Annotated in this window: 10 protein-coding genes; all 10 read right to left on the bottom strand. The window is 38.3% G+C overall.

The annotated features are described in order from the left end of the window. A partial coding sequence (locus HMPREF9074_RS04680) for a S41 family peptidase (protein ID WP_034539823.1) occupies positions 1-1,536 on the bottom strand: 1,536 nt, incomplete at its 3' end. 57 nt (positions 1,537-1,593) lie between these two features. After that, the gene (locus tag HMPREF9074_RS04675) at positions 1,594-2,544 is read right to left on the bottom strand and encodes a hydrogen peroxide-inducible genes activator (protein ID WP_009388964.1); all 951 of its coding nucleotides are present in this window, start codon (positions 2,542-2,544) and stop codon (positions 1,594-1,596) included. A 9-nt stretch (positions 2,545-2,553) separates the two neighbouring features. Next, a complete protein-coding gene (locus tag HMPREF9074_RS04670; protein WP_009388965.1) occupies positions 2,554-3,468 on the bottom strand; it encodes an LLM class oxidoreductase in 915 nt (304 codons plus the stop codon). A 74-nt stretch (positions 3,469-3,542) separates the two neighbouring features. After that, positions 3,543-3,761 (bottom strand): hypothetical protein, encoded by a 219-nt coding sequence (locus tag HMPREF9074_RS04665; RefSeq protein WP_009388966.1) that lies wholly within the window; start codon positions 3,759-3,761, stop codon positions 3,543-3,545. 34 nt (positions 3,762-3,795) lie between these two features. Continuing rightward, on the bottom strand, positions 3,796-5,109 hold the full coding sequence (locus tag HMPREF9074_RS04660; RefSeq protein WP_009388967.1) for an MFS transporter: 1,314 nt from the start codon (positions 5,107-5,109) through the stop codon (positions 3,796-3,798). 4 nt (positions 5,110-5,113) lie between these two features. After that, complete coding sequence (locus tag HMPREF9074_RS04655; protein ID WP_009388968.1) at positions 5,114-6,046, bottom strand: DUF368 domain-containing protein; 933 nt, start codon at positions 6,044-6,046, stop codon at positions 5,114-5,116. A 168-nt stretch (positions 6,047-6,214) separates the two neighbouring features. After that, positions 6,215-9,142, bottom strand: a complete 2,928-nt coding sequence (locus tag HMPREF9074_RS04650; RefSeq protein WP_034539820.1) for a M16 family metallopeptidase — start codon at positions 9,140-9,142, stop codon at positions 6,215-6,217. A 77-nt stretch (positions 9,143-9,219) separates the two neighbouring features. Continuing rightward, positions 9,220-9,555: a 2Fe-2S iron-sulfur cluster-binding family protein gene (locus HMPREF9074_RS04645; protein WP_009388971.1), complete on the bottom strand. Its 336-nt coding sequence runs from the start codon at positions 9,553-9,555 to the stop codon at positions 9,220-9,222. Beyond that, positions 9,555-10,655 carry a hypothetical protein gene (locus tag HMPREF9074_RS04640; RefSeq protein ID WP_034539818.1) on the bottom strand — a complete coding sequence of 367 codons (1,101 nt, stop codon included), beginning with the start codon at positions 10,653-10,655 and terminating at the stop codon, positions 9,555-9,557. Before HMPREF9074_RS04640 ends, HMPREF9074_RS04645 begins: the two co-directional genes overlap by 1 nt. A gap of 40 nt (positions 10,656-10,695) precedes the next feature. After that, the gene (locus tag HMPREF9074_RS04635; RefSeq protein ID WP_009388979.1) at positions 10,696-11,757 is read right to left on the bottom strand and encodes an NAD(P)/FAD-dependent oxidoreductase; all 1,062 of its coding nucleotides are present in this window, start codon (positions 11,755-11,757) and stop codon (positions 10,696-10,698) included. Positions 11,758-11,817 lie beyond the last annotated feature (60 nt).

Here is an 11,817-nt window from a genome sequence, read left to right as displayed (position 1 = left end):
ATTTTGGCGCAAGAATCCGTTTAGATCTACGAAACTTTGTACAGTACCTTTACCAAAAGTTTGCTTACCTCCTATGATGATAGCACGCTTGTAGTCTTGCATAGCAGCCGCTAAAATCTCTGAAGCTGAAGCTGATAGTTCATTAGTAAGGATAACAAGAGAGCCATCCCACTGGGTTTTAGGGTCGTTATCTGAAAGGACATCTCTGCTACCTCTTGACGATTTTACTTGTACTATAGGCCCTTTTGGAATGAAAAATCCTCCTATATCTACAACTGTTTTTAGTGAGCCCCCTCCGTTACTTCTAAGGTCGACGATAAGACCATCAATGTTTTCTTTCTTCAGTTTTTCAATCTCAAGGGCTACATCGGTAGCAGCATTGCGCTGGTTAGTATCTTCAAAGTTAATGTAAAATTTAGGTAAGTAGATAAGTCCGTAACGTTTTCCGTTAGAGAGTATTACTACCGATTTAGCATAAGTTTCTTCAATCTCTACCACATCTCTGATGATAGGTACTACTTCTATAGTACCGTCTACACGTTTTACAGTTAGGCGTACTTCAGTGCCTTTAGGGCCTTTTATGAGCTTTACAGCGTCATCTAAGCGCATACCTACTACATCTACAGGCTCTTGAGTTCCTTGTCCTACTTTTAGTATCATATCGCCTACTTCTAAAAGTTTCCCTTTCCATACAGGGCCACCTAAAATTACGTCAGTGATGCTGATACCATCCGTCTTCTTTTGTAGTTGAGCTCCTATCCCTTCAAATTTACCCGACATATCTCGGTCAAATCCTTCTTTTACATCGGGAGCCATATAGTTAGAGTGAGGGTCAAAAGTTTCAGTGATAGCGTTTACAAAAAGACTAAACCATTCTTCGCGTGTTAGCTCGTTATAGATACCAAACATATCCGAAAGAGTTTTTTGTGTAGCTTCTACTGATTCTTTTTTGAGGACATCATCTCCTTTAGATTGATATTTAGCGTCTTTTTCCTTTTTAGAAGCCTCTTCTTTTTGTTTAGTTAAGTAAGTAGAAAGAGTTGAAAAAATGATAATTTGTTTCCAACGTTGCTGTAGCTCGGCTTTATTTTTTACAAAAGGCAAATGCTCATAATCCGTGTTGATTTTATCATTTGAGTTAAAGTCGATAGGCTTTGCAAAGATGGTTTTATTTATCTCTTCAGCTTCTTTCATACGCTGTTTGAGTCGCTCGTATGATAGGTTGAAGAAACTAATATCTCCCTTTTTAAGATTATCATCTAAAAGGGTTTCATATTTTTTGAATTCATTAATGTCTGATTGCAAAAAATAGCGTTTTTGTCCGTCTAAGCTTTTTATATAACTCTCAAATACTTTCTTAGAGAAAGCATCGTCCATATCTACAGGACTAAAATGCGCGTTAATCATTACGTGTTCTACTATTTCAAGCAGTACTCTATCTTTATCCTTGTCAGGATTATCGAACTTCTTGCTTGTAAAACTGCAAGAAGCAAATGAAATAAATAGTAAAAATAAGGCTACTGATATATTTTTCATTATAATACTTATTTTAAAAACAATAATTAAATTTTTCTTTTTGATTTCTCTATACTATCAAATCTTGTGCCTTTCTCGCGTAGGACTGATAATTTTTACATTTTGGAAAGCAATAGCTCCTCTGATAACTCCTGAAATAGTACTATGCAATGATTTGATTATTTGCATTTTAAGTTCATTTTTATGATATACCAAACTTATCTCTCTCGCAGGATAAGGTTCTTCAAAATAATGAATACATTCTTTTTCTTTTTCTTTGAGTTCTAACGAATGCAGATAGGGGAGTAGTGTCATACCTAAACCTTCGTTAGCTAAGCGTACTAACGTCTCAAAACTACCACTTTTTAGCTGAAAATGTTTTCGCGATTCAATCACATCTTGGTTACAGATGTTTAGCACACTATCTTTGAAGCAATGCCCGTCTTCTAACATCAAAATATCATTGACATCTAAATCGCCAGTATAGATGGTTTTAGAGTTCTGAAGCCTGTGATTTACAGGTATATAAGCTACAAAAGGCTCGTAGTACAGCGGGCGCTCTATGATAGAAGGATTGGCTAAAGGAGTAGCGAGTATGCCTGCATCATAAGTACCATCGCCTATTTTTTTCAAGATATTTTCAGTAGTTTGCTCTTCAATTTTTAAACATACCTTAGGATATTTATTTATAAAGTTGTTTAAAAACATCGGTAATAGGGTAGGCGATACAGTAGGAATTATCCCCACTCTAAATTCGCCCCCTATATATCCTTTCTGCTGGGCAACAATATCATTCATTCGCTCAGACTCGTTTACTATTGTCTGCGCCTGTTTGATGATTTGCTCTCCTATTTCTGTTATCTGTAGTGGTTTTTTGCTTCTGTCAAAAATGGTGACCCCCAATTCTTCTTCCAACTTCTGTATTTGCATACTTAAAGTTGGTTGTGTTACATAACTGTTTTCGGCAGCAGTAGTAAAGTTCTTGTATTTGGCAACTGCCAAAACATATTGAAATTGAGTAATGGTCATAATAAGCTGTTATTTAAGTTGTGGCAAAATGTCTTTTCCTATCTCTTCGAGTACTTCTCCTGCTGGGCGTGAACAATACTTGAACACTAGCATAGTGTGGTTTACTCCTATTTTTTCGAGTTCTTGGAACATATCTATTAGGTAAGTACGCCCTAATCGGAAGCCTAAATCTATCTTTTGGGGTTCGAAATTAGGATCTTCCATTAGGTCTATATATACAGGTTGTATATAAGGTTTTTTAGGTTGTCCCTCTTTTTGTAGAGCCTCTTCCCAATCTTGTACTATTTTTTTGGTGAAAGCGAAGTCGCGAGGATAGTAAATCCATCCGTCAGAGTTTTTAGCAATCCAATCGAGGTTTACCCCTCCAACGTGCCCTGTGACATACATTGGTATATTTTTGTGTACGGGCTTAGGTACTACATCGCCTACATTAGCCATTAGGGTTCCGTAATCGTTGTTATAAGTAGGAAAATCTTTGCTCCACAACTCTCTAAGCATACGCATATGCTCTGACACACGTGCACTTCTTAACTCAAAAGGTTTGTTGAATGCAGGGTATTCTACAGGACGGTCTCCAGAGGCTACCCCCATCACAAAACGGTTAGGGAAAAGTACATCGAGGCTTGCTGAGGCTTTAGCCACGTGCAAAGGGTGGCGCAGTGGCAAAATAACACTTGCAATACCAAATTTGATGCTTTTGGTGAGCGATGCTATATGCGATAAGTATATCCAAGGGTCAAATATTTGCCCTACTTCTTTAAAATCTGGATTGTTTAGCGGAATATCGCGCACCCATACCGTATCAAAACCTAAGGCTTCTGCACGCTGTATGAGTTGTGTTTGATTTTCCATTTTAGGAATAGCTCCTTCGTATGATTCTATAGGGAGCAATATGCCAACCGACAGTTTATTAGGATCTATCATAATAGTTGTTATTTTTAAGAGGCAAAGATACAAAAAATAATGGGTATAACAATGCTATACCCCTATTAATTTTTTTATAAATCAAAAACTGAAGTTCTTTTAGTGTATAATAAGTCTTTGATTTTCAGTAAAGAAGCTAATAATAAATAAACACCAAACCACGCCCCCAAGGTAGCGAAAGTACCGTAGATAAAGGCTATTCGTACATCTTTTGCACGCATCCCTAATTTCTCTGCTAACCGGGAGGATACGGCAAACCCGTATTTCTCAAGAAAAAACCTGAATTTTAACATTTCAATATCAAATTATATATTTTTTTCCTCTGATTTATTTTTTACTTTTTACTTTGAAAAGGAGAAGCATTCCTAATGCAAAGAAAATAACTAACGAAATAGTAGCGTTTCGCATATTATTCGTTAGCTGGTCTATAATACCATAAATACCCATCCCGATTACGATACCTAATTTTTCGGTTACATCATAGAAGCTGAAAAAAGAGGTAGTGTCTTTAGTATCTGGTAGATAAGCTGAATAAGTAGAGCGCGAAAGACTCTGTATACCGCCCATTACCAACCCTACTAAGGTAGCTAAGGCATAAAACTGTACGGGTTTAAATACAAAGTAAGACAATAGGCAGATGCTTACCCAAATAGCATTTAGCCCAATCAGTACCCTAATGTTACCAAATTTTTGCACAGCTGTCACTGTTAAACGCGCCCCTATGATAGCTACTAATTGAATGATAAGTACACTGACTATCAGCCCTATAGTACTCTCATTTCTACTACCCCATTGTATTTCTTGTTCTCCGAAATAGGTAGCAATAAGCATCACGGTTTGTACCCCCATACTGTATACGAAAAAAGCAATGAGATACCATTTTAGCGAGGGGGTTGCCTTTAGGCTTTGCCATACTTTTCGGAGTTCTTTAAAACCGTTGAAGAGGATATTTTTTGTCAGCTTTCCTCTACCACTATGATAGTTAGGTAGGTATCTGAAAGGAATGCTACTGAAGCCTATCCACCAAATTCCTACAGTGATAAATGAAATGCGCATAGTGGTTAGTGCAGTAGTATCAGCGTTTTCAAAGCCTATCCATTCGGGTTTCATCACCATTATAAGGTTCAAAATCAGTAGTAATACACTGCCAGCATAGCCTAAACTATAACCTTTGGCACTGACCGCATCATACTGCTCTGGTAGGGCAATATCAGGCAAATAAGAGTTGTAGAACACGATACTTCCCCAGAAGCCTACTACCCCACAAAAGTAGCAAATCAGCCCAAAGTAGATATGCTCTAACGAAAACCAATAGAGCCCAATACACGAAATTGCTCCTAAGTAGCAAAAAAAGCGCATAAAACTCTTTTTATTGCCTAAAAAATCGGCTATACCACTCAGAATAGGGGAGAGGAGTACTACTAACAAAAAGGCTAAGGCGGTAACGAAAGCAATTACAGAAGTGCTTTTGAATAAGATGCCAAAGAGCGAAATATGAGTTAGTTGCGCTGTTTTAAACAATAACCCGTAAAAAATAGGGAATATAGTTGAAACAATGGTTAGCGAATACACTGAGTTTGCCCAGTCGTAAAACGCCCACGCATTGAGTAGTTTTTTGTTGCCTCTTGCTAATGCTGACATTTTATTAGTGTTTTATACGATTTGCCCACTTCTCAATCAAGTAGATAACCAAAAATCCAGCTATAGCCAACCCTATTGCCGCTAATATCTGTGGATTGGTATGGGTAATTTCTGCAAACTGACACGGGCTGATGCTTTTTTCCCATATCACGCTGTTGTTTACCGCGTCTTTTAGTAGGGGTTGTTTCCAAGGCCACACTTTGTTTAGCGACCCGATGATAAAACCGGTAAGCCCTGCAAAGGTAAGGTTTCTGTAGGTAGCGAAAAGCCATTTTAAGGCTCTTGAAAAACTTAGAATACCAGTGATTGCCCCTAAGGCAAAGGTGAAAATTATTTTTAGTTTCCAGCTGCTCAGTGCGTCTAATATAGTATGATAGGCGCCTAAAAGTACTAATATAAAAGCTCCGGAAATGCCGGGGAGTATCATCGCGCAGATAGCGATAGCCCCACACAAAAACAAAAATAGCAAACTCTGGTCGCTGCTGCTTACTAAAGGAGGAATAACAGTGATGATATAGGCTGCCACCCCTGAAAGGAGCATCGTTAGTATAGCAGCCAGATTCCAGCGCTTTATTTCTTTAACTAAGAAGAATACACTAGCAATCATCAGTCCTAAGAAAAATGCCCATACCATTATGGGGTACTGCTCTAACAGCCATTTGATGAGCTTAGCTAACGATAAGATACTGATACCTATCCCCAATAATAAGGATACGAAAAAGTTGCCATTGATATGTCGCCAGAAAGCTACTATACCTTCGCTAAATAGCATTTTAAAGGCTTTTAAATTGATACGACTGATAGAGTCTACTAACTCTTCATAGATGCCCGATATAAAGGCGATAGTACCCCCTGATACCCCTGGCACTACATCTGCTGCCCCCATAGCTATTCCTTTCAGGCTGATAATTGTATAATCTAAAAAAGATTTTTTCATTACAATTTATATTTAACTATCGATTATTATTGATAATTGATAAAAACCGCCGCAAAGATAGTAAAAAAATACTAATTACCAACTATATTGTTAATGGTACTAAAACTAAGAGAGGTCGCCTCAGAACAATCTGAGGCGACCTCTCTTTAAGTGTTATTTGCTTATGATTTAGTATCCAAATAGCTCTTTTAAGCTAAGCTTTTTGAAATCACCAATTTTCTTAAGCTCATCTTCAGAAAGTTTCTTTTCTGAAGCTAATATTACATACGTATATGGTTTGTTTGATAGATATTTATCGTGGAAAGCCTTTATGTCTTTCATTGTGATATTATCTATATTTTGGTATATCTGTTTGCGTATGTCTTCTTTTAAGCCCATACGTTGGTCGTGTAAATAGTAATAGATGATACCGTCTTGTGTGATACGTTCTGTTTCTATTTCTTGCTTGATTTGCTGTTTAGCTAATTCTAAGTTAGCAGGTAACTCAGGCATAGTATTGAGCAGTTCATTCATAGCTTCAACGGCTTCTTTAAACTTGTCGGCTTGAGAACCTACATAAGCAAGTGTATAGTACTTATCAGTTTTCTTACTAGGAGTTGCGTAATAGCCATAAGTGCTGTAAGCTAAGGCTTTACTTTCGCGTATAGTTTGGAATACTAAAGAGCCCATTCCGCCCCCAAAATAGTTATTAAAGGCTTTAATAACAGTGCTTTCAGCAGGGTTATAAGGAACGGTATTGCGAATCCAACGGGTTTCAGCTTGTACCATTTCATAATCAGCAAAGAATACTTGATTCTTAGTTTGCTCTACTTGTTTAAACTCTTTTTTAGGAGCTACTTGAGCAAATTTAGCAGGCACCTTATGAAGTGGTTTTAGCTTAGCAGTAAGCTGATTTAAACTTAAAGGACCATAATAGATAACAGTTTGCTCTACATTGTTTAGCTTTTTAAGTTTCTCAACCAACTCTTTTCCTGTAATAGCTTCGATTTCGGCATCAGAGAAAGTGTAGTTATAAGGGTTTTTAGCTCCGTACAAAGCATAGTTTGTTAAGGCTTGCATAATAGCCCCTCTGTTGGCTTTAGAGTCTATACGTGTTTTAGCTACACGTGTTTTTAACGCTTTCAACGCTTCTTCATCTACTTTTATATTAGCGATAAAGTCTTCGTAAAGTTTTACTGCTGCCTCAAAGTTCTCTTGTAGCCCTTCGATATTGACAGTAGTATACTCTCCACTGGCTGAGATATTAAAGCTAGAAGCTATTTTGTATAACTCTTTGCTGAGTTGTTCTGCTGACTTTTTATCAGTACCTAAAAACTGACTGTAATTAGCAGCTATGGCTAATTTCAAATCGTTTAGGGTACCTATTTTATAACGGAAACTTAAGCGGTATAGCTCGTTATCTTTGTTTTGCACGTATAGTACTTCTGCCTTGCCTAATTTACCTTTTTGTAGGTCTTTGCTGTAGTCTAAGAAAACAGGTTTTACTGGGGTACTTGGCATTTCGTTCACCATTTTCACAAAAGCTGATTGTTTGTCAGCATTAGTTTCAACTGGCGTGATAGCAGGTTTTTCTATCTTCTCTACATTGGTGCGTTGTCCTTTTTCTTTGTAGATAACCACATAATTATTGCCTAAGTATTTGTTAGCAAAAGCTACGATGTCGGCCTTAGTTATTTTAGAAAGGCTGTTTACATAAGCTACACGGTCTTTCCAGTCTAAGTTGTCAGTGAAAGCCTCCATTAGCATATTAGCACGGTTAGCATAAGACTCAGTACCTTGTATAACGTACTTTTTCATATTGTTGATGATAGAAGGAATTAAATCATCATCAAAGTTTCCTTTTTTAAGGTTTTCAATCTCTCCGAGTATTAGGTCTTTCACTTGCTCTAATGATTGTCCTTGTAAAGGACGGCCTGATAGGTATAGCATACCATAGTCTATAAGGGTATAAGCACCAGCACTTGCACCAAGTAGTTTTTGTTTTTTTACAAGGTTTAAGTCTATAAGACCAGCTTTGCCATTGGTAAGAATTTCACCCACTAAGTCAGCTAATAGGGCATCTTTATCTTGATTACCAGGTAAGCGGAAAGCTATAGAAACATTTTCAGCATCAGGGCCTACTACTTTCTTGATAATAGGAGCAGAGATAGGCTCTTCTTTCTCGAAAGTGTACTGAGGTACAGCTTTTGGTGTCATATAACTGAAAGCCTTATCAATTTCAGCAATCGCTTCGTCTGGATTGAAATCTCCTGAAAGTACTACTGCCATATTGTTAGGCACGTAATAAGTGTGGAAGTATTTGCGAATTTCCTTAAGCGAAGGGTTTTTGAGGTGTTCTACTGTACCAATAGTAGTTTGCAAACCGTAGTTGTGCTTTTTAAACAATGAAGCAAAAAGAGTTTCGAATACCTCGCTGTTATCGCTGTCTAACGAACGGTTTTTCTCTTCATACACGGCTTCGAGCTCAGTGTGGAAAATACGCAATACAGGATTGCGGAAACGCTCTGCTTGCACGGTGATGTATTTGTTTAAGGCATTAGCAGGCACATCGTCAGTATACACTGTTTTTTCAAACGAGGTAAATGCATTAGTACCTTGTGCGCCCATAGCAGTCATCATCTTGTCGTACTCATTAGCGATAGCGTATTTGCTAGCTACCCCTGATACAGAGTCGATTTTTTTGTAGATAGCTTTGCGCTTTTCAGCATCTTTGGTGTGATTGTATTCTTCGTACAACGCATCAATCTTATCTAACTGTACTTTCTCTTTTTCCCAGTCTAATGAACCGTACTTGTCAGTACCCTTAAAGAGCAAGTGCTCTAAGTAGTGCGCTAACCCTGTATTAGTAGAAGGGTCGGTTTTGCTACCTGCTTTAACAGCTACGTAGCACTGTATGCGCGGTTCTTTATTCGTAGGACTGAGAATGACGGTCAGTCCGTTTTTCAAGGTGTAGAACCTTGAATTAGTAGGGTCGTGGGTTACATATTTGTATTTGTAACCACCACTTTGTGCTTCTTTCCACTCATAATTTTGAGCCTGAGCACCGAACGATACGGCTAATGCGAATAGCCATAAGAATAGATTTCTTTTTAACATCATTTGGTGAATTAACATTAAACAGACGCAAAAGTATAGAATTAAATTGTGAAATGCAAATGAAAGTACATATTTTTTTAACTGAAAGGCGCTAATATCACTTCGAGCCCATCAAGTTCTGGGGTTATAGGTATTTGACAACCCAATCGGCTGTTGGGTTTTACGTGGAAAGCTTCAGAAAGCATCGCTTGTTCTTCTTCCCCCATTTCGGGGAGCGTTACCGCCTCTTCATTCTGCACATAGCACTGACAAGAGGCACACATAGCCATACCCCCACATACGCCTATCTCGCCGTCTTGGGCAATCTCGTAGGCGCGCATTACCTCCATTAAGGACATATTCATATCAGTAGGGGCTTCTATTTCGTATAGAAGCCCCTCTCTGTCGGTTATTTTTAGATGTATATCAGTCATTATTTGAAATATTCTATTTTGCGGATACGTGCACAGATAGGTTTGCCGTTTTCGTACATTAGCACTTGCGTCCAATTGCCCATTTTGTCGAATGAATAACGGTATTTATAATCGAATTCGGGAGTAGTATAGGCCGTTAGCAGGTTGTGCTCGTCGAATACTTTGGTTGAAGCGACAGAGGTACGAGTCTTTACCACTTGCGTTTCGCCCGACTTGTTAAACATATAATTTGTTTCTACATAGAAGTTAGGGTCGTCATTAGCCGTGCAAATGCTCTGTATAAGTCGCCCCGCTTTGTTGTATTTATACGTACAAACGGTTTCTTGTTTAGCTTCGTTTAAGAAAGTAGCTTTAGAGAGTCGTCCCTCTTTATCGTATTCGTTTTGTGTTTTTAAGAATACGTTTTTCTCTAATACTTTATCTTCAGTAGCTGCTACTTTGTTTATATTGTTATAGGTATACGATTTTTCGCGCGTGTATTCGGGGCGTATTTTCTTCTCTAAAATGAGGTTTTTCTCTTCGTAGCGCTGAATGTCTTTTTCTAAAGCAGATACGCTCGCCACTTTGTTTTTCTCTATACAGTTGCCCCAATCGTCATACTTATAGGTGATAGTAATGAGCCAAGTATCGCCGTCATACTCGTCTATTTTTACTAACTGATTTTTCTCATTGTAAAAATATTTGCGGTCTACCGTAAACTCGCCATCACCAGTTGTAAATACTGATTGACTTCTGTTAATATGTCCGTTTTTGTCATAGAAAAAACGCATCCCACCAAAAGGCTGGTCTTCAGCATTGTAAGTTATTATCTCTAAATTCTTGCCCGAATTATCGAAGATATAGGCTATATTAGTTTTAGAAGATTTTGTTGCGTCTTTTTCAAGTCCCCACTCTTCGGCATAGGGAAAAACATTGTAGTTCTTATCATCGAATTTCTTTTCGCCTTTAGGGTCGGGTTCTAATAAAAAAGAGAAGTCTTCTACTTTTTTTATTTTCCCTTTCATTAGCAGTGTTTTGCTGCTAAGGGTGTCTATTTGTGCTTGTAGCGAAGCAGAAAATGCTAAAAAGATACTTGCTAATAGTACATTTATACTCTTCATTTTTATTTTTATTTTTAGTAGTCTCTTTGAATTTAGAAAATTAATCAATCGATTTTATTACCGCTTTTTCAGCCTCTTTGCGAGTGCCGTCGAAGCCATCAATACCCACTACTGTAGTGTATTTGAGTACATACTTTTTGTTGGGATAGATGCGGTTATACACACTTTGGCACATTAGGGTAGCTTCGTGAAAGCCACAAAGTATAAGTTTTAGCTTGCCAGGGTAAGTATTTACGTCGCCTATAGCGTATACCCCCTCTATGCAAGTTTGATAATCTAAAGCATTATTCACTTTTACTGCATTCTTTTCTATCTCAACCCCCCAAGTAGCTATAGGGCCTAATTTAGGGGTAAGCCCGAAAAGAGGTATAAAAGCATCAGCAATAAGTTCTTCTTTATTGCCCCCCTCTTGCTCTAAAACTACCTTTTCTAATTGGTTTTCTCCTACAAGCCCTACCACTTCGTAAGGCGTTTTGAGATTGATTTTGCCCGCAGCTTTTAGGACTTTTACCTTTTCAACCGAATCTAAAGCCCCTCTGAACTCATTGCGCCTATGCACTAAGGTAACTGAGGCCGTATTTACTTTTTCGGCTAAATAGATACTCCAATCGAGAGCAGAGTCGCCACCCCCTGCTATTACTATGTGTTTGCCCGCATAACTTTCGGGGTTCTTTACAAAATAAGCTACCCCTTTGCCCTCGTATTGCGCTATATTTTCAAGCTCAGGCTTACGAGGCTCGAAAGTACCTAATCCGCCAGCAATAGCTACAGCCTTCCCTTTAACTTGCGTACCAGCATCGGTAGTAACAATGAAAGTGCCATCATCATTTTTAGTCAGGGTCATAGCGGTTTCGCCTAAGGTAAATTCAGGCTGATACTGCTTAATTTGCTCCATTAGGTTGTCTACCAACTCAAGAGCCCCCACGCTAGGGTAACCAGGGATGTCGAAAATAGGCTTCTTGGGGTACAGCTCTGTCAGCTGTCCGCCTACTTGGGGTAGGGTGTCAATAAGGTGACACTTCAAGCGCAGCAATCCTGCCTCGAAAACCGCAAAAAGTCCTGTGGGGCCTGCCCCTATGATGATGATATCTGTCTCTTTCATTATTAAATGATTTTGTGCAAAGGTACAAAATAATTATTAATTAGCAAATTTACCCATTAG

The organism is Capnocytophaga sp. oral taxon 329 str. F0087 (assembly GCF_000213295.2).
Lineage (GTDB): Bacteria > Bacteroidota > Bacteroidia > Flavobacteriales > Flavobacteriaceae > Capnocytophaga > Capnocytophaga leadbetteri_A.
Note: the sequence above shows the minus strand (reverse complement) of the source record. Positions and strands in the feature narration are given on the sequence as shown.

What these genes read in the sequence shown, in the direction of transcription:
- HMPREF9074_RS04675 (WP_009388964.1), bottom strand. Translation starts at nt 2,544, where the DNA reads ATGACCATTACTCAATTTCAATATGTTTTGGCAGTTGCCAAATACAAG.
- HMPREF9074_RS04670 (WP_009388965.1), bottom strand. Translation starts at nt 3,468, where the DNA reads ATGATAGATCCTAATAAACTGTCGGTTGGCATATTGCTCCCTATAGAA.
- HMPREF9074_RS04665 (WP_009388966.1), bottom strand. Translation starts at nt 3,761, where the DNA reads ATGTTAAAATTCAGGTTTTTTCTTGAGAAATACGGGTTTGCCGTATCC.
- HMPREF9074_RS04660 (WP_009388967.1), bottom strand. Translation starts at nt 5,109, where the DNA reads ATGTCAGCATTAGCAAGAGGCAACAAAAAACTACTCAATGCGTGGGCG.
- HMPREF9074_RS04655 (WP_009388968.1), bottom strand. Translation starts at nt 6,046, where the DNA reads ATGAAAAAATCTTTTTTAGATTATACAATTATCAGCCTGAAAGGAATA.
- HMPREF9074_RS04650 (WP_034539820.1), bottom strand. Translation starts at nt 9,142, where the DNA reads ATGTTAAAAAGAAATCTATTCTTATGGCTATTCGCATTAGCCGTATCG.
- HMPREF9074_RS04645 (WP_009388971.1), bottom strand. Translation starts at nt 9,555, where the DNA reads ATGACTGATATACATCTAAAAATAACCGACAGAGAGGGGCTTCTATAC.
- HMPREF9074_RS04640 (WP_034539818.1), bottom strand. Translation starts at nt 10,655, where the DNA reads ATGAAGAGTATAAATGTACTATTAGCAAGTATCTTTTTAGCATTTTCT.
- HMPREF9074_RS04635 (WP_009388979.1), bottom strand. Translation starts at nt 11,757, where the DNA reads ATGAAAGAGACAGATATCATCATCATAGGGGCAGGCCCCACAGGACTT.